The organism is Arthrobacter sp. 10N410 (assembly GCF_056394945.1).
Genome location: NZ_JBFTIP010000010.1, coordinates 55763 through 72845, shown reverse-complemented (window position 1 = coordinate 72845; position 17083 = coordinate 55763). Strand labels below are relative to the sequence as shown.

General features: G+C 68.0%; 16 protein-coding genes. 13 read left to right on the top strand and 3 right to left on the bottom strand.

Annotated elements, in window-relative coordinates:
- Nucleotides 1–6: 6 nt before the first annotated feature.
- Nucleotides 7–1242, bottom strand: a complete 1236-nt coding sequence (locus tag AC1DB8_RS16240) for a heparan-alpha-glucosaminide N-acetyltransferase domain-containing protein (protein WP_476893596.1) — start codon at nt 1240–1242, stop codon at nt 7–9.
- 127 nt (nt 1243–1369) lie between these two features.
- Between AC1DB8_RS16240 and AC1DB8_RS16235 the strand changes: the two genes are divergently transcribed.
- The 7 genes from AC1DB8_RS16235 to AC1DB8_RS16205 all read left to right on the top strand — a co-directional run bounded on the left by AC1DB8_RS16235 (nt 1370) and on the right by AC1DB8_RS16205 (nt 9520).
- Nucleotides 1370–1822 carry a hypothetical protein gene (locus tag AC1DB8_RS16235; protein ID WP_476893595.1) on the top strand — a complete coding sequence of 151 codons (453 nt, stop codon included), beginning with the start codon at nt 1370–1372 and terminating at the stop codon, nt 1820–1822.
- A gap of 64 nt (nt 1823–1886) precedes the next feature.
- Entirely contained in the window at nt 1887–2795 is a 909-nt protein-coding gene (gene dapA / locus AC1DB8_RS16230; protein ID WP_476893594.1) for a 4-hydroxy-tetrahydrodipicolinate synthase, read from the top strand.
- A gap of 59 nt (nt 2796–2854) precedes the next feature.
- Entirely contained in the window at nt 2855–4543 is a 1689-nt protein-coding gene (locus tag AC1DB8_RS16225) for a ribonuclease J (RefSeq protein WP_476893593.1), read from the top strand.
- A 244-nt stretch (nt 4544–4787) separates the two neighbouring features.
- The gene (locus AC1DB8_RS16220; RefSeq protein ID WP_476893592.1) at nt 4788–7736 is read left to right on the top strand and encodes an FtsK/SpoIIIE family DNA translocase; all 2949 of its coding nucleotides are present in this window, start codon (nt 4788–4790) and stop codon (nt 7734–7736) included.
- A gap of 93 nt (nt 7737–7829) precedes the next feature.
- Nucleotides 7830–8402 carry a CDP-alcohol phosphatidyltransferase family protein gene (locus tag AC1DB8_RS16215; RefSeq protein ID WP_441419450.1) on the top strand — a complete coding sequence of 191 codons (573 nt, stop codon included), beginning with the start codon at nt 7830–7832 and terminating at the stop codon, nt 8400–8402.
- On the top strand, nt 8399–8929 hold the full coding sequence (locus AC1DB8_RS16210) for a CinA family protein (RefSeq protein WP_476893591.1): 531 nt from the start codon (nt 8399–8401) through the stop codon (nt 8927–8929). The genes AC1DB8_RS16215 and AC1DB8_RS16210 overlap by 4 nt, the downstream gene beginning before the upstream one ends.
- Before the next feature lie 138 nt (nt 8930–9067).
- Nucleotides 9068–9520 carry a helix-turn-helix domain-containing protein gene (locus AC1DB8_RS16205; protein ID WP_138769747.1) on the top strand — a complete coding sequence of 151 codons (453 nt, stop codon included), beginning with the start codon at nt 9068–9070 and terminating at the stop codon, nt 9518–9520.
- Nucleotides 9521–9622: 102 nt separating this feature from the next.
- Here the strand turns inward: AC1DB8_RS16205 and AC1DB8_RS16200 are convergent, their stop codons facing one another.
- Nucleotides 9623–10144, bottom strand: coding sequence for a MarR family winged helix-turn-helix transcriptional regulator (locus AC1DB8_RS16200; protein ID WP_441419401.1), 522 nt, complete (start codon nt 10142–10144; stop codon nt 9623–9625).
- 41 nt (nt 10145–10185) lie between these two features.
- Here AC1DB8_RS16200 and AC1DB8_RS16195 point away from each other — a divergent pair, with 41 nt between their 5' ends.
- The 6 genes from AC1DB8_RS16195 (at nt 10186) to dapF (ending at nt 16041) form a co-directional block, all read left to right on the top strand.
- The gene (locus tag AC1DB8_RS16195; RefSeq protein WP_056740635.1) at nt 10186–10404 is read left to right on the top strand and encodes a DUF3046 domain-containing protein; all 219 of its coding nucleotides are present in this window, start codon (nt 10186–10188) and stop codon (nt 10402–10404) included.
- Between the two features lie 263 nt (nt 10405–10667).
- Nucleotides 10668–11717: a recombinase RecA gene (gene recA, locus AC1DB8_RS16190; RefSeq protein WP_138769744.1), complete on the top strand. Its 1050-nt coding sequence runs from the start codon at nt 10668–10670 to the stop codon at nt 11715–11717.
- Between the two features lie 145 nt (nt 11718–11862).
- A complete protein-coding gene (locus tag AC1DB8_RS16185; protein WP_476893624.1) occupies nt 11863–12348 on the top strand; it encodes a regulatory protein RecX in 486 nt (161 codons plus the stop codon).
- Nucleotides 12349–12419: 71 nt separating this feature from the next.
- Complete coding sequence (miaB, locus tag AC1DB8_RS16180; RefSeq protein ID WP_476893590.1) at nt 12420–13964, top strand: tRNA (N6-isopentenyl adenosine(37)-C2)-methylthiotransferase MiaB; 1545 nt, start codon at nt 12420–12422, stop codon at nt 13962–13964.
- A 106-nt stretch (nt 13965–14070) separates the two neighbouring features.
- Nucleotides 14071–14949: a tRNA (adenosine(37)-N6)-dimethylallyltransferase MiaA gene (miaA, locus tag AC1DB8_RS16175; protein WP_476893623.1), complete on the top strand. Its 879-nt coding sequence runs from the start codon at nt 14071–14073 to the stop codon at nt 14947–14949.
- Between the two features lie 135 nt (nt 14950–15084).
- Nucleotides 15085–16041, top strand: coding sequence for a diaminopimelate epimerase (gene dapF / locus AC1DB8_RS16170; RefSeq protein WP_476893589.1), 957 nt, complete (start codon nt 15085–15087; stop codon nt 16039–16041).
- Here dapF and AC1DB8_RS16165 read toward each other — a convergent pair.
- Complete coding sequence (locus AC1DB8_RS16165) at nt 16022–16636, bottom strand: class I SAM-dependent methyltransferase (RefSeq protein WP_441419404.1); 615 nt, start codon at nt 16634–16636, stop codon at nt 16022–16024. The two genes, dapF and AC1DB8_RS16165, sit on opposite strands and share 20 nt — an antisense overlap.
- Nucleotides 16637–17083 lie beyond the last annotated feature (447 nt).

Genomic DNA, 17083 nt, shown 5'->3' with positions numbered 1-17083 from the left:
CCGGGCCTAGCGTGACCGTGCCCAGCGGCCGCGGCCCAGCTGGTTCGCGGCGTGGCCCACCCATTCCAGCGGTCCGCGCCAGGCCTGTGCCGCGAAAACGCCGCCAATGACCAGCGCGGCGACCGCCTGGGCCAAGTAAACGCCTTCCGTGCTCCACCCGGCGGGTAGTGGGTGTCCGTGCAGGGACGCCATCAGGCACACATGCGCCGTATACAGACTCAGGGTCAGGGCGCCGGCGCCGCGGAGCGGGAGCAGCGGGTCCAACTGCACCCAGTCGGCGAGCCGTGCCAACAGCAGGCAGAAACCCACCACCGCGGCGGCGACCCCAGAGGTGTGCAGCAGGTCCAGCGTGGTGCCAGAATGCGGGGCGCTCGACGCCAGCCACCAGACGGAACCAGACTGGTCGATGCCCGCGAGGTTCACCTGCAGCAGGCTCGCCAGCGGATAGGCCGGATCGCCCACCTTCTCCTGCAGCGCCGCCCGGCCGCCCCAGTCCTCCATCAGCACCACGCTCAGCCACTTGGCGAGAACCGCGGCGATGGTTCCGGCGGCCAGCAGCAGCCAGGGAACGGCCGCCTTGGCCAGCGCCAGCCGACCGATCGCCAGGCCGATCAGCAGGTAGGCGAGCCATTGCAGCACAGGGTAGTACCCGGTCAGGAACACGTCGCCGAGCAGCCGCGCCGGAGTGGCCAGATCCTCCCAGCCGGGGTTGTGGCCGAGCCGGAGGGGCGGTTCGGCGGACAACAGCCATGGCCGCAGGAGATAGGCCAGGACCGGGGTTGCCAGCAACCAGGCCGCCGTCAGGGCCCAGAGGCGTTTCGCGCGGAGGCCGACGAACGGCAGCACACAGAGAAACAGCAGGGCGTAGTTGACCAGGATGACCGCGATGTTGACCTCCAGGCCGCCGAGGGAAAGCCCGACGGCGCCCACGACGAGTGCCCGGAGCGCTATGCCGCGGCGGGCCGCCCATAACTCCGCGCCCTCCAGCGGGCGCTCCTTTCCGGTGGACAGCGCCAGGCCGATCCCCGCGAGCACGGCAAAGAGTGCGGCCGCGCGGCCGGAGAACGTGAGGCCGATCCAGGTGGGGGTGAGCTGCGGATCGGTTTCGAAGGTGGGGAGCACGTGGGTCGCCATCATGCCCAGCAGCGCCAGCCCCCGGGCTGCGTCGACGCCGGTAAGCCGGGGCGCCGCCGCCTTGGCACTGGCGGTCCTTGAAGTCGTAGCCATACCGCGCGAGGTCATCTTCTGATCGTCTCATGTGCCGCCGGCCCCGGCCCGTCGCCGGGGCTGCGCCGGCCGGGGCGGCTGTTCGGGTACAGCGGCAAAGCAGTCCTTGTATTCGAATATATGTTCGAATAACATGGCCAGCATGAACAATGCATCAGAGCCGGGCCCCGAAGTCCGCCAGACTGCCGGTTTCCACCAGATGGCCGGTTTCCATCAGACTGCCGGTTTCCACCAGACTGCCGCTCCTCTCAAGGCAGCTGGCGCCGTAGATACCACCGGCGTCCTCAAGGCCATGAGCCCGGGTGTGGTGGATTTCCTCTTCCGGCGCCTGGTCGCGGGGGAGGCCGCCGAAGACGTCCAGTGGCATCGTGAAGGGACGGCCCTGTCCGCCCAGGCGCCCGGCGCCGAACTGGCCCGCCGGCTCGCCGAGACCGACCTCGAGGCGCTCACCCCTACGGAGCTGTTCCACTACGTCCGTGCCGCGCAGCGGCTCTCGGCCTGGGCTGAGGCGTTGCGCGAGGAGGCTGTGAGCCGCTACTGCGCCGTTCCCCCGGGGCGTCCCGGAACCCCGGCAGACGCGGCGCGGGAGGGCTGAATTTGACGCGCATCACTCCGTCGCCATTGTCCTAACAAGCCACGGACAAGGTAACGTTTTTCCTATGGCTGACTCTGACATTCGCTCTTACACGTTTGGAACCCTTGTGACCGCCATGGTCACTCCGTTCACCAACGACGGTGAGGTCGACTATCAGCAGTCCGCAGAGCTGGCCAACAAGCTCGTCGACGACGGCAACGACGCCCTCGTAATCTCCGGCACCACGGGTGAAACCTCCACGCTGGAAGATGACGAAAAGGAAAAGCTGTTCCGCGTCATCGTCGAGGCCGTGGGGGACCGGGCCAAGGTCATCGCCGGCACCGGCACCAACCACACCTCGCACTCGATCGAGATGGCCAAGCGGGCCGCCAAGGCCGGCGCGCAAGGCCAGCTGATCGTCACCCCCTACTACAACAAGCCAAGCCAGGCCGGGATCCAGGCCCACATCGAGGCCGTCGCCGACGCCGCGGACCTGCCCGTCATGGTCTACGACATCCCGGGCCGTGCCGGTGTGCCGATCCTGCCCGAGACCATGATCCGGCTCGCGGACCACCCCCGCGTCATCGCCCTCAAGGACGCCAAGGCCGACTTCGCCGCGGTCACGCGCGTGATGGCGAACACCGAACTGGATGTCTACTCCGGAGACGACGGGCTGACCCTGCCGTGGATGGCGGCCGGCGCCGTCGGGCTGGTCAGCGTCTCGGCGCACGTGGCCACCAAGCAGTTCCGTGCGATGATCGATGCAGCACTTGCAGGCGATTTTGCCACCGCCCGCACCATACATTTCGAACTGGACCCAGTGGTCCGTGCAGTGATGACCCATATCCAGGGTGCTGTTGCTGCGAAGCAAGTTCTTAAGTGGCAGGGAGTCCTGCCCAACTCGGTTGTCCGTTTGCCCCTCGTGGAGCCGGGCGAAGCCGAGATCGAAACGATCCGCGAGGACTTGGCGGAAGCAGGACTCGTCTTCTCCTGATCCGGCCCTGCCTGATCGAACAGAAGATCCCTCCTGCTCCGCCTGGAAAGTAGTGCACTATGACCCAAACCGCCCTTCCCGGCCTCGTCACGCCGCCGAAACTGCCCAAGAACACCCTGCGGATCGTTCCGCTTGGCGGCCTCGGGGAGATTGGCCGCAACATGACTGTCTTCGAAATCGACGGCAAGCTGCTCATCGTTGACTGCGGCGTCCTCTTCCCGGAAGAGACCCAGCCCGGCGTTGACCTGATCCTGCCCGATTTCTCCTACATCGAGAACCGCATGGACGACATCGTCGCCGTCATCCTCACGCACGGCCACGAGGACCACATTGGTGCCGTCCCGTACCTGCTGCGCCTGCGCAACGACATCCCCATCGTCGGCTCGCAGTTGACGCTGGCCCTGATCGAGGCGAAGCTCCTGGAACACCGGATCAAGCCGAACACCCAGATCGTGAGTGAGGGCCAGGTCCAGAAGCTCGGCCCCTTCGAGTGCGAATTCGTAGCCGTCAACCACTCGATCCCGGACGCCCTCGCCGTCTTCCTGCGCACCTCCGGCGGCACCGTGCTGCACACCGGCGACTTCAAGATGGACCAGCTTCCCCTCGACGGCCGGATCACCGACCTGCGCCACTTCGCCAAGCTCGGCGAAGAAGGCGTGGATCTGTTCATGTCCGACTCCACGAACGCCGACGTCCCCGGCTTCACCACCGCGGAAAAGGAAATCGGCCCCACCCTGGACCGGCTCTTCGGCCAGGCGTCCAAGCGCATCATCGTGGCGTCGTTCTCCTCGCACGTGCACCGCGTCCAGCAGGTCCTCGACGCCGCCGCGAACCACAACCGCAAGGTGGCCTTCGTCGGCCGCTCCATGGTCCGCAACATGGCCATCGCCGCCAAGCTCGGCTACCTCGAGGTGCCGGCGGGCATCCTCGTCGACATCAAGAACATCGACAACCTGCCGGATAACCGCGTGGTCCTGATGTCCACCGGCTCCCAGGGCGAGCCGATGGCGGCGCTGTCCCGCATGGCGAACGGCGACCACCGCGTCATCGTCGGCCAAGGCGACACCGTGATCCTCGCGTCCAGCCTCATCCCGGGCAACGAAAACGCCGTCTTCCGCATCATCAACGGCCTGCTCAAGCTCGGCGCGGACGTCATCCACAAGGGCAACGCCAAGGTACACGTCTCCGGCCACGCGGCCGCGGGCGAGCTTCTCTACTGCTACAACATCCTTGAGCCGCTCAACGCGATGCCGGTGCACGGCGAGACGCGCCACCTGATCGCCAACGGCAAGATCGCCCTCGAGTCGGGCGTCCCGGAGGAAAGCATCCTGCTGGCGGACAACGGCACCGTCATCGACCTCCGCGACCACCAGGCCGACGTCGTCGGCCAGGTCGAGGTCGGCTTTGTCTACGTTGACGGCTCCAGCGTCGGCGAAGTCACCGAAGCGGACCTCAAGGACCGCCAGACCCTGGGCGACGAGGGCTTCATCTCGATCATCACGGTCATCCACCGTGCAACCGGCAAGGTGGTCTCCGGGCCGGAGATCCACGCCCGCGGCGTGGCCGAGGACGATTCCGTTTTCGACGAGATCATCCCCAAGATCAACGCCGCACTCGAGGAAGCCGTGCAGAACCGGGACCACACCTCGCAGCAGCTCCAGCAGGTTGTCCGCCGCGTCGTCGGTACCTGGGTCAACCGCAAGCTGCGCCGCAAGCCCATGATCATCCCGGTGGTCCTGGAGGCGTAGGCCCGCGCACGGCCCGGCAAAAGCACAGCCCGGCAACGAGCACGGCACACGAGCTGCACCGAAACGGCCCTCCCCGCCGGCACCGCCTTCCCGGCGGCGCCGCCGGGGAGGGCCGTTTCCGTTGCCAGGAAGCCCCCTGGGCGCGGTGGCGGCGGGGAAACCAGCCGCCCGGGCGGTTCAACATGAACCCCGCCTGCCCCGGAAATCCGCGGTTTTCCGCCCGGCGTCCGGTACCGTTGCGGGTATGGCGACACGCACCTCCTCCGCGCCTAGAGGCAACTCCAGCGGCAACTCACGCGGCAATTCAAAGAGCACCACCGGCGGCTCTGCAGGCCGGGGCTCGGGCGCAGCTGCGTCCAAGACCAGCCGTCCGCAGGGAACCGCGCGCACCCGGCAGCTTGCCGCCGTCGAACCGCGGCAGCCGTGGCTGGTGCGGATTGTGGCCGGGGCCTGGCTGGGGGTAGGCCACGTGGTGGGCGCCGGTATCCGCCGGATCGGCCACGATGTCAGCGACCTCGACCCGGCCGACCGCCGCGACGGCGCCGCCCTGTTCAACCTCGCGCTCGGCGTCTTCATTGCCACCTTCGCCTGGTGGGGCTTCCAAGGCTGGCTCCCGGACCTGGTCTTCGGAGTCGTCAACGGCACCTTCGGCTGGATGTCCCTGCTGCTGCCGCTGATGCTCTTCGTTTGCGCCTTCCGGCTCTTTCGCCAGCCGGTCGACGGCCGCGGCAACAACCGGATCGGCATCGGCTTCCTCATCATGACCTTCGCCGGCAGCGGCCTGGCGCACATCATCGGCGGCCAGCCGACCGTCGCCGACGGCTTCGACGGGCTCCGCCGCGCAGGCGGCATGCTCGGCTACCTCGCCGCCGCCCCGCTGGCGACCATCCACGCCGCCGTGCCCGTCGCGCTCTACAGCCTGCTGGCCTTCACCTCGCTGCTCATCGTCACGGCCACACCTTTCGGCGCCATCCCGTCCCGGCTGCGCGGCGCCTACGAGCACCTGATGGGCATCGACCTGCAGGACTACCCGGACGAAGCCGGGAACGACGCCCACGACCGCAGCTACCTGTACGAGAACGACGCCCCCGCACCCAAGAAGAAGCGCAAGCGCCTGTTCGGCAAGGACGACGACGGCGACGCCCGGCTGGAAGGCTACGTCGGCGACGAAGCCTTCGAACACGCCGTCGTCGACGACGACGAAACGACCGCAGGCGCCGCCGGCACAAAGGCAGGCGGCAAGGCCGCCAAGGCCGTGGCGCCCGGCGTCCGGCGGCCCACGCAGGCCGAAATCGCCGTCGAAAAGATCAAGGCGGCCCAGGGCCTTGGCAGCACCGCGGCCGGCGCCGCGGCGGAGAACGCCACCGAGGCGATCCCGCTCGTCACACCCGGCATGGTCGCCGCCGGATCCCTGAACCCCTCCCCGAACGCCGGCGCCGCCGTTCCCAAGGTCCCCGCGAACCCGGTTGCCCCGGCGCCGCCGCCCACCCCGATCCCGCAGCGCACCGAACAACTCTCGCTCGCCGGCGACGTCACCTACACGCTGCCGGCGTCGGACATGCTCACCCCCGGCTCCATCCCCAAGGAACGCACCGAGGCCAACGACGCGATCGTCGCCTCGCTGACCGAGACGCTAACCCAGTTCAACGTCGATGCCCAGGTCACCGGGTTCAGCCGCGGACCCACCGTGACCCGCTACGAAATCGAACTGTCACCGGGCACCAAGGTGGAACGCGTCACCGCCCTGTCCAAGAACATCTCCTACGCCGTCGCGAGCTCGGACGTGCGCATCCTGAGCCCCATCCCGGGCAAGTCGGCCATCGGCATCGAGATCCCCAACACGGACCGCGAGACGGTGTCGCTCGGCGATGTGCTGCGCAGCCAGAACGCGCGCCGGACGGACCACCCCATGGTCATGGGCGTCGGCAAGGACGTCGAGGGCGGCTACGTCGTCGCCAACCTCGCGAAGATGCCGCACCTGCTCGTGGCCGGCGCCACCGGTGCCGGCAAGTCCTCGTTCGTGAACTCGATGATCACCTCGATCCTGATGCGCGCCACCCCGGACGAGGTCCGCATGGTCATGGTGGACCCCAAGCGGGTCGAGCTGACCGCCTACGAGGGCGTCCCGCACCTGATCACCCCGATCATCACCAACCCCAAGAAGGCCGCCGAGGCGCTGCAATGGGTGGTCCGAGAAATGGACGCCCGCTACGACGACCTCGCCAACTACGGCTTCAAGCACATCGACGACTTCAACAAGGCGGTCCGGGCCGGAAAGGTGCACCCGCCGGAGGGCTCCAAGCGCGTCATCCGCCCGTACCCGTACCTGCTGGTGATCGTGGACGAACTCGCCGACCTCATGATGGTGGCCCCGCGCGACGTCGAAGACTCCATCGTCCGCATCACCCAGCTCGCCCGCGCCGCCGGCATCCACCTGGTGCTCGCCACGCAGCGGCCCTCCGTCGACGTCGTCACCGGCCTGATCAAGGCCAACGTCCCGTCCCGCATGGCCTTCGCCACCTCCTCCGTGACCGACTCCCGCGTGGTCCTGGACCAGCCCGGCGCCGAGAAGCTGATCGGCCAGGGCGACGCGCTCTTCCTGCCGATGGGTGCCTCCAAGGCGATGCGCGTGCAGGGCGCCTGGGTGACCGAGTCCGAAATCCATAAGGTCGTCGAACATGTCAAGGGCCAGCTCAAGGCCGTCTACCGGGACGACGTTGCCCCCGAGGCGCAGAAGAAGCAGATCGACGACGACATCGGAGACGACCTCGAGGTCCTGCTGCAGGCCACCGAGCTCGTCGTCACCACGCAGTTCGGCTCGACGTCGATGCTGCAGCGCAAGCTGCGGGTCGGCTTCGCCAAGGCCGGCCGCCTGATGGACCTGCTGGAGTCCAGGGGAGTGGTGGGCCCCTCAGAGGGCTCCAAGGCCCGCGACGTCCTGGTCAAGCCGGACGACCTTGCCGCGGTCCTGGCCGCCATGAAGGGCCAGGACGGCCCGGTCGCCACCGATTCGCAGACGGCCGCGCTGAGCGAGAACGCGAACGCCAACATCGCCCAGGGCGGCTACGCGGAGGACCTGGTGGCCGCCGACCTGGACAACCGCACCCAGAGCGTCGACTACTACGACGGCGCCGACGGCCCCGGCGACGACGACGAGGGTTCCGAGGACGCCTGGTCGCTGACCGGACGGTAGCCGGCGGCGAGACGGTAGCCTAGGAAGGTGACTAGCGCCGAAACCAACGCCGGGTCCGCCCCGCGGATCTGGAACCTGCCCAACATCCTCACGATGCTGCGGATCGCGCTGGTGCCGTTTTTCGTCTGGTTCCTCCTCGCCGATGCCCCGGGCCTGGACGCGCAGAACGGCGCGTGGCGCTGGGCCGCCGTCGTCGTCTTCGCGGTGGCGATCTACACGGACAAGCTCGACGGCGACATCGCGCGCAGCCGCGGGCTAATCACCGACTTCGGCAAGATCGCGGACCCGATCGCGGACAAACTGCTGATCGGCTCGGCCCTGGTGATGCTTTCCCTGCTCGGCGAACTGCCCTGGTGGGTCACGGTCCTGATCCTCGTCCGCGAGTGGGGCGTCACGGCGCTGCGCTTCTTCGTGATCCGCTACGGCGTGATCCCGGCATCCCGCGGCGGCAAGCTCAAGACCGTCGTGCAGACCGCGGCGATCTTCCTGTACGTGATGCCGCTGGCCTCGATTGCGCCGTGGCTGGGATTCCTGGCCTTCGCGGTCATGATGGCCGCCCTGGCGATCACGGTCTGGACCGGCGCCGAATATGTCGTTGAAGCCCTCAAGCTGCGCGCCAGCGGCATCCGGGCCAAAAAGCAGCAGGTCCAGGAGGGGACGCCATGAGCAATCCGCAGCAAAACGCCCACCCGGGGCTGCACCCGAATCTGCACCGGCTCGCCGAGCAGGCTGTGGCCCGCGCCATTGAGCGCGGGCTGACCGTGGCCACGGCTGAGTCGCTCACCGCCGGAATGGTGGCCGCCGTGCTGGCCGATACCCCCGGTGCGTCCGGCATGCTGCAGGGCGGTGTGGTCGCCTATGCGAACTCGGTCAAGGCCAGCATCCTGGGCGTGTCCCGCGAACTCCTCGACGCCGCCGGGTCGGTGGACGGTCAAGTTGCCGCGGCGATGGCCGCCGGTGCGCGCACCGCGTGCGGTACCGACGTCGCCGTGGCCACCACCGGGGTGGCGGGCCCGGAGGCGCACGACGGCAAGGATGTGGGAACCGTTTTCATCGGACTCGCCACGGCAGAAGGCGCGACGTCGTTCGCGTACCACTTCGAGGGGAGCCGCCAGGAGATCCGGGCGCTGGCGTGCGGCGCCGCCCTGGAGCGCCTGCTCGAAGCCCTATCGCCGGCAAGCTACCGCGGGTAAAGTTGCCGGGAACAAAAGTTGATTCCGAATAGTTGTTACATTGTGTCGCCCCCGAATAAGGGTGGCGCCTAGGATGAAATCATCACAACGTTCGCACTAAACCGCGAACAACACATACGAGGGAGCAAGGCGATACAGATGGTAAAGCAGCCCGTATCCGTGAACGGCGTTGTCCGCTGGAAGGATGTGGGCCTCGCCGATCAGGCAAAGAGCGAACAGAAGGAGCGCAAGATGGTTGTACTTCGTCACGAAATCGGTGATGTCCTGCGCGATGTCCGCCAACGCCAAGGCCGTACCCTCCGCGAAGTCTCGCACAGTGCCCGTGTATCCCTGGGCTACCTGAGTGAAGTGGAACGCGGCCAGAAGGAAGCCTCCTCGGAGCTGCTCTCCTCGATCTGCTCGGCCCTCGACGTCCCGTTGTCCAGCATGCTCCGCGAAGTCAGCGACCGCGTCGCCGTGGCCGAGGGCGTAGCGGTACCGGACACCGTGCCCCAGGAATTTGCGCAGCGCTACGGCCGTGACCTGGACCGTGAACTCAACACCGAGCTGAACGACGAGCTGGCCACAGGCCTGCTCTCCGGGGCCCGCTAGCCCCACTCCATTCGATCCAAAGGAAGGTCCCCGGCGGTGTGCCGGGGACCTTTTCCGTGTCCTGGAGCCATGTTCTGGCCGGTGCTCCTTCGCCGGAGCGGCTTAGAGGCCTTCGTCGCGCGGGAAGCCGTCGCGTTCGTAGGTGGCGTTGAGCTTCGCCATGTAGCCGGCGAAGGCTTCCAGTTCCCCGGCTGGCCACTCTGCCAGCCGTTCGCGGAAGACCTCGCGGCGCGCATCCTGGACCAGGTGCATCTTCTCCTCGCCCTTGGCCGTCAGGCTGATGGCCTGGGCGCGGCCGTCCAGCGGGTCGGCTTCCTTTGATACCAGGCCGAGGCCTTCCAGGAAGGCGACCTGGCGGCTCACCGAGGGCTTGCCGACGCCGATGCAGGAGGCCAGTTCGGTCAGCCGGATGGGCCCCTTGGTCCGAAGGACCGACAGCAGCCCGTAGGCCGCAGGCTCCATCTCGGGGTGGACTTGGCGGGAGAGCTGCTGCGACATGGAACGGGCACGCCGCCACAGCAGGCTCAACTGGCGCTCGACGGCGGCCAGCGCCTCCTCCGCGGCGGGTTCGCCGGTCCCGGAAATTGGCGCCGGATCCGGGGCGGCGTCGCTTGGGTTGCTCATAGCAACCATTCTAGGGTCCGCGCCCGTGAGAGACTTTATCGGTGAGAATCAGCGACTTCTGGCGGCTTATGGACGACGAGTTCGGGGCGGGATATTCCCGGGTCCTCAGCAGCTCCCTGGTGCTGGCGGGTGTGGGCGGACGCACCGCGGACCAGGCGCTGAGCGCGGGCGTACCGCCCAAACAGGTCTGGCTGGCGCTCTGCGATGTCCAGGATGTGCCCGCCGAACGGCGGCTCGGCCGCGACGTTAAGCCGCGCTGACCGGGCCCTCCCCGGCGCCGCTCCGGCACCGGGCCGGCACCGGGCCGCCACCGGTCCGGCGCCGGTCGTCGGGCATCGGACGACTGACACGCCGCTGCGATTGTTCGAATATCTGTTCGGGTCGGGCTATGCTTTTTTCAGAGCGTTATCCACATACGCGACGGCGGCGGCAACTTTGTCAGTGGCTGCCACTAGCGTCAGGGATGACATAACAACGGCCGCGACGGCCACTCTCCAGCGAGAAAGTATTAGAGGTGTGAATCATGGCCGCAGCCCCGGATCGCCAGAAGGCGCTCGACGCAGCGCTAGCCCAGATTGACAAGCAGTTCGGCAAGGGCTCCGTCATGCGCCTGGGCGACGAAGTCCGCGCACCCATCGAGGTCATCCCCACCGGCTCCATCGCACTGGACGTGGCCCTCGGAATTGGCGGCCTGCCCCGCGGCCGCGTCGTCGAGATTTACGGCCCTGAGTCCTCCGGTAAGACCACCGTCGCGCTGCACGCCGTGGCCAACGCCCAGCGCCAGGGCGGCATCGCCGCATTCATCGACGCCGAGCACGCCCTCGACCCGGAATACGCCGCCAAGCTCGGTGTGGACACCGACGCGCTGCTCGTCTCCCAGCCGGACACGGGTGAGCAGGCGCTTGAAATCATGGACATGCTGATCGGCTCCGGCTCGCTGGACGTGATCGTCATCGACTCCGTCGCCGCTCTGGTACCCCGCGCCGAAATCGAAGGCGACATGGGCGACAGCCACGTCGGCCTGCAGGCGCGGCTGATGAGCCAGGCGCTGCGTAAGATCACCGGCCGGTTGAGCCAGACCAAGACCACCGCAATCTTCATCAACCAGCTGCGCGAGAAGATCGGCGTGTTCTTCGGCTCCCCGGAAACCACCACCGGTGGTAAGGCGCTGAAGTTCTACGCCTCGATCCGCATCGACGTCCGCCGCATCCAGACCCTCAAGGAGGGCGCGGACTCTGTCGGCAACCGGACCAAGGCGAAGATCGTCAAGAACAAGATGGCTCCGCCCTTTAAGATCGCCGAATTCGACATCATCTACGGCCAGGGCATCTCCCGCGAGGGCGGCATCATCGATATGGGTGTCGAGCACGGCCTGATCAAGAAGTCCGGCTCGTGGTTCACCTACGACGGGGACCAGCTGGGCCAGGGCATGGAGAACTCCCGGCGCTTCCTGCGGGACAACCCGGAACTCGCCGCCGAACTCGAGCGCCTGATCAAGGAAAAGCTCGGCGTCGGCGTCAAGGCCGCCGACCCGGAGGAATCACCGAAGCTGAAGGCCGTTGACGGCTTCTAACAGCCGGGCCTCCGCCGCACGACGCCGCAAGGGGTCAGGATTCTCTTCCCGGAATCCTGGCCCCGGCGTCGTTGACGGCCCCGGCGACCCGCACCGGACCGGGCAGCCGGCGCCCGAGCAGGATGCCGACGCTGATCCCGCCGCCGTGGCACGCGCCGTCGTGCTGCGGCAGCTGACCAACTCGCCCAAGAGCCGGCTGCAGCTTTCCCGCAAGCTGGCCGAGCGCAACATCCCGGACGACGTGGCCGAGGCCGTCCTTGACCGCTTCGAAGAGGTCCGCCTCATCGACGACGCCGAGTTCGCCGATATGTGGGTGCGGAGCAGGTCCCAGACGCGGAAGCTGGCCAAGGGCGCCCTGCGCCGGGAGCTGGCTGAGAAGGGCATCGACGAGGAGACCGCTGCCGGCGCCCTCGAACAGCTCAGTGACGAGGACGAGGAAACCGCGGCGCGGGAACTCGTGGAACGCAAGGTGCGGAACGCGAGGGGACTGGAAGACCGTGCCGAGCGGGACAAAACGGTGCGTCGGCTGGCCTCCATGCTCGCGCGCAAGGGCTACCAGCCGTCGCAGGCCTTCCGGATCGTGGGGGAGGTCCTGGACGCTGCCCTCGAAGAGCAGGACGGCGGTGCCTGAAGCGAGGCTCTTCGCGGCTTCGAAACGAGGCATCCGCGAATACGGCCACGCCGAACCGGTACCCTTAACAGGTGAGTTTGACCATTCCTTCCCCCGCCGCCGGCGGAGCCCCTTATCCGGATGAGACTGCCCCGGCCCGCACCTACCAGGTGCGGACCTTCGGCTGCCAGATGAACGTGCACGACTCCGAGCGGATGTCCGGAATGCTCGAAGCCGCCGGTTACGTCCGCTCCGAAGGCGAACTGGCCGACGTCGTCGTCTTCAACACCTGCGCGGTGCGGGAAAACGCCGACAACAAGCTCTACGGCAACCTCGGCATCCTCCGCCCGGTCAAGGAAGCCAACCCCGGCATGCAGATCGCCGTTGGCGGCTGCCTGGCGCAGAAGGACCGCGAAACCATCCTCAAGAAGGCGCCCTGGGTCGACGCCGTCTTCGGAACGCACAACGTCGGCGCCTTGCCCGCCCTGCTGGACCGCGCACGCCACAATGACGAGGCGCAGCTGGAAATCCTGGAATCGCTCGATGTGTTCCCCTCGACGCTGCCCACCAAGCGTGACTCCGTCTATTCCGGCTGGGTCTCCATCTCGGTCGGCTGCAACAACACCTGCACCTTTTGCATCGTCCCCGCGCTGCGCGGCAAGGAAAAGGACCGCCGGCCCGTCGACATCCTCGCCGAAATCCAGGCCCTCGTCGACGACGGCGCCATCGAAGTCACACTGCTGGGCCAGAACGTGAACTCCTACGGCGTCGAGTTCGGCGACCGGCAGGCGTTCTCCAAGCTGCTGCGCGCCTGCGGCGAGATCTCCGGGCTGGAGCGCGTCCGGTTCACCAGCCCGCACCCGGCCGCCTTCACCGACGACGTCATCGACGCCATGGCCGAGACCCCCAATGTCATGCCGCAACTGCACATGCCGCTGCAGTCCGGCTCGGACAAGGTGCTCCGGGAGATGAAGCGGTCCTACCGTTCCACCAAGTTCCTCGGCATCCTGGACAAGGTCCGGGAGAAGATCCCGCATGCCGCCATCTCCACCGACATCATCGTCGGGTTCCCCGGTGAAACCGAGGAGGACTTCCAGGCCACGCTCGACGTCGTGGAGAAGTCCCGCTTCGCCACCGCCTTCACCTTCCAGTACTCCAAGCGGCCCGGCACGCCTGCCGCGGAACTCCCGGACCAGCTGCCCAAGGCCGTGGTCCAGGAACGCTTCGAACGGCTCACCGCCCTGCAGGACCGGATCGCCGCCGAGGAGAACGCCCGCCAGCTGGGCCGCCGCGTCGAGGTCATGGTGACTGCGCAGTCGGGCCGAAAGGCCGGGGAAACCCACCGCCTCTCCGGCCGCGCCCAGGACCAGCGCCTAGTGCACTTCTCCGTGCCGGACGGCGCCGAAGCACCCCGCCCCGGAGACCTCGTCACGGTGACAATCACCGAGGCCGCGGCGTTCCACCTCGTCGCCGACCCGGCCACTGCCGACGACTACAGCCTGCGCCGCTCACGCGCCGGCGACGCCTGGGACCGGTCCCAGGCCGATTCCTGCGGCGCTCCGGCCGCCGGCAGCGGCTCGGGAGGCACATCCGGCGTTTCGCTGGGCATGCCGAGCCTCCCGGTCCGCGGCCGCTAACCCCGTGCCCGCCCCCGCCCCTTACGACGGCCCCGACCCTGCCGGCGCCCCCGACGATTCCGCGGCACCGGGAAAATCCGGCGCCGCGGAACCGACACCGCCGGTCATCGCCGTCGTCGGGCCCACCGGCTCCGGAAAGTCGGATCTGGCTGTCTCGCTGGCACTGGCCCTCGACGGCGAGGTCGTCAACGCCGACGCCATGCAGTTCTACCGCGGCATGGACATCGGTACGGCCAAGATCACCGCCGCCGAACGCCGGGGAGTGCCGCACCACCTGCTGGACATCCTCGATGTGACCGAGGAGGCCAGTGTCTCGGACTTCCAGCAGCAGGCGAGGGCCGTGATTGCGGACATCCACGCCCGGGGCAAACGGGCCATCCTCGCCGGCGGCTCAGGCTTATACGTCCGCGCCGCCCTGGACGTGCTCGAATTCCCCGGAACCGACCCCGCCATCCGGCGCCGCCTGGAAGCGGAGGAAGCAGCGGCCGGCCTCGCGCCGCTGCGTACCCGGCTGGAACTCGTGGATCCGGTCTCCGCCGGGCGGCTGGGTGATGCCCGCCGCGTCATCCGGGCACTGGAGGTCTTCGAACTGACCGGGCGGCCCTTCAGCTCCTTCATGCCCACCCGCGAGTACTTCCAGCCGGCCGTGCAGATCGGGATCCAGGTGGACCGCGAACAGCTGCGGGCACGCCTAGCCGCCCGGGTCCACGCGATGGTGCAGCAGGGGCTGCTGGCGGAGGTCCGGCGCCTCGACGCCGAAGGGCTGCGCCGCGGCAAGACCGCCTCGCGGGCACTGGGCTACGCGCAGTTCCTGAAAGTCGTCGACGGCGCGGCGGACCAGGAGCAGGCCGCCGAAGAGACCATTGTCGCGACCCGGCAGTTCGCCCGGCGCCAGCTCACCTGGTTCCGCGCCGACCCCCGGATCAACTGGCTTGACTGGCAGGACCCCGGACTGCTGGCGAAGGCCGCTGCGCTCTCCCGCTGAAGATCTCCCGCTGAAGATCTCCCGCTGAAGCCACCGCCAAAGATCCATCGCTACGGATCCTGGCGCTGCGGCTTTTGACGGGGTGGCCGGTGTCACGGTTCCGTCCCGGCCTGGCCGGAACGGTAACCTTGGAGCATGGACGAAACCCTTGCCACGGCCGCTGACCACCATGCTGCTTCAGGCACTGCCGCGCTCGGCGGCCTGAAGTTCTCGAAGGGCCACGGAACCGGCAACGACTTCGTCCTGATCGCGGACCCCAACGGTGCCCTCTCCGTCACCCCGGAGCAGGTCGCCGCCCTCTGCGACCGCCACCGCGGCATCGGTGGCGACGGACTCATCCGCGCCGTTCCCTCTCGGCTGCTCGCCGAAGGCCGGGACCTGCTTGGCGACCACCCCGGGGCCGAATGGTTCATGGACTACCGCAACGGTGACGGCTCGCTGTCGGAAATGTGCGGCAACGGCGTCCGCGTCTTCGTCCACTTCCTCATCAACGAGGGGCTGGTCGACCTGCCGGCCGGCGAGTCGCTCACCATCGGAACCCGCGGCGGTGTGAAGACCGTGGTCCGGACGGCGGCCGGCTACGCCGTGGACATGGGCCCCTGGGAGTTCATCTTCCCGGGAGAAGCAACCGCGCGGGCCATGGATTCGCTGGTCAGCGCCGACGGTCTGGAAGTCGCCAGGCCCGCGCTGTCCGTCAGCATGGGGAACCCGCACACCGTGGTCGCGCTGGCGGAACTCGCGGAACTCGACGCCACGGACCTCTTCAGGGCACCCCGCGTCGACCCGGTGCCGCCGCACGGGACCAACGTTGAGTTCGTCGTGCCGTCCGAGCCGCTCGTTCACGACGGTGTCGGGACCATCACCATGCGCGTGCACGAAAGGGGAGTGGGGGAGACCCTGTCCTGCGGGACCGGCGCCTGCGCCGCCGCCGTCGCGATCCGGCACTGGGCCGGCCAGGGCGCCCCGGACACCTGGAACGTTGCGGTTCCCGGCGGCGTCGTCGGCGTGAAATTCTTCCTCGCCGCGGACGGCCACGAGCACGTGGAGCTTAGCGGCCCGGCCGTGATTGTTGCTAGCGGGACGCTTTCCTGACCCGCAGGATCCGGAAGGATTTTGACGTGCTCTCGCGGGTGACGCTGAAGCTGCTGTCGAGCTCCGCCGTCAGCCAGCGCTGAAGCGAATCCGAACCAAGGTTCTTCTGGACCACCAGCCAGGCCGACCCGCCCGGGGCAAGGCGCGGCAGCCAAAGCAGCAGCAGGGCGTGGAGTTCGTCCTTGCCGATCCGGATGGGCGGGTTGGACCAGATCGTGTCGAAGCGCAGTTCCGGGTCGACGTCCCCGGGTGCGCTGGCCGTGACATTCTCCAGCCCCAGCAGGGCCGCATTTTCATTCGTCAGCGCCACGCAGCGCTCATTGACATCCACCGCATAAACCCGGGCATGGGGCGCCCTCAGGGCCATGGTCAGCGCGATCGGCCCCCAGCCGCAGCCGATGTCCAGCAGGTTTCCCTGCGGTGCCGGGGCCGGGACGTCGGCCAGCAGGACGGCGGTCCCTTTATCGATTCCATCCGGGCTGAAGATTCCCGAGGACGTCTGCAGTTGCCGCTGCTCGCCGGCAAGCTCCACGGTCAGTGGCTTGCGGGTGAACGGCCCGGCGGGCTGGGCGCTGAAATAGTGTGCAGACTCCATAACTGGCCAGATTAGTTGGCGGTCCGGCGGTATGGGAAACCGGCCCGGACACGCCGGCGACCGGCACAGCCCCGCCGCGCCGTGGCCACCGCACGGTCTGCTAATCTTAAAAACATGATCCTTAACTTCAAGTAACCGGCACGGGCCTTCGATTCGTTGTCGAATGTCCCGTCCCCGCAGCGACGCAGGTAGTTACCTTCCGCTCAGTGCGCCCCCTCCGTGATGCAAATGCCTCACCCGCTGGCGCCAGACCACTTGGAGTCAAGCCTTGAAGCCAAAGGGCTTTAAACCAAAGCAGTGCCCGGCAGCAGTTGCCGCAGTGCTGAACGGACCGTTTCTCCCCGCCACACGGCGCCATCAGACGCCATTCCCCTCCCATATCCACCGCCCCGCTCCCTTGTTTAGCGCTTTGCCAGGGAGCCCCGCCCGGCCAGCGGCGCCGCAGCC

Bases quoted from the DNA above. Each gene is read 5' to 3' on its own strand.
- AC1DB8_RS16210 (WP_476893591.1), top strand. From the start codon at position 8,399: ATGAGCAATCCGCAGCAAAACGCCCACCCGGGGCTGCACCCGAATCTG.
- recA (WP_138769744.1), top strand. From the start codon at position 10,668: ATGGCCGCAGCCCCGGATCGCCAGAAGGCGCTCGACGCAGCGCTAGCC.
- dapF (WP_476893589.1), top strand. From the start codon at position 15,085: ATGGACGAAACCCTTGCCACGGCCGCTGACCACCATGCTGCTTCAGGC.
- AC1DB8_RS16205 (WP_138769747.1), top strand. From the start codon at position 9,068: ATGGTAAAGCAGCCCGTATCCGTGAACGGCGTTGTCCGCTGGAAGGAT.
- AC1DB8_RS16165 (WP_441419404.1), bottom strand. From the start codon at position 16,636: ATGGAGTCTGCACACTATTTCAGCGCCCAGCCCGCCGGGCCGTTCACC.
- AC1DB8_RS16235 (WP_476893595.1), top strand. From the start codon at position 1,370: ATGAACAATGCATCAGAGCCGGGCCCCGAAGTCCGCCAGACTGCCGGT.
- AC1DB8_RS16225 (WP_476893593.1), top strand. From the start codon at position 2,855: ATGACCCAAACCGCCCTTCCCGGCCTCGTCACGCCGCCGAAACTGCCC.
- AC1DB8_RS16215 (WP_441419450.1), top strand. From the start codon at position 7,830: ATGCTGCGGATCGCGCTGGTGCCGTTTTTCGTCTGGTTCCTCCTCGCC.
- dapA (WP_476893594.1), top strand. From the start codon at position 1,887: ATGGCTGACTCTGACATTCGCTCTTACACGTTTGGAACCCTTGTGACC.
- AC1DB8_RS16240 (WP_476893596.1), bottom strand. From the start codon at position 1,242: ATGACCTCGCGCGGTATGGCTACGACTTCAAGGACCGCCAGTGCCAAG.
- AC1DB8_RS16220 (WP_476893592.1), top strand. From the start codon at position 4,788: ATGGCGACACGCACCTCCTCCGCGCCTAGAGGCAACTCCAGCGGCAAC.
- AC1DB8_RS16200 (WP_441419401.1), bottom strand. From the start codon at position 10,144: ATGAGCAACCCAAGCGACGCCGCCCCGGATCCGGCGCCAATTTCCGGG.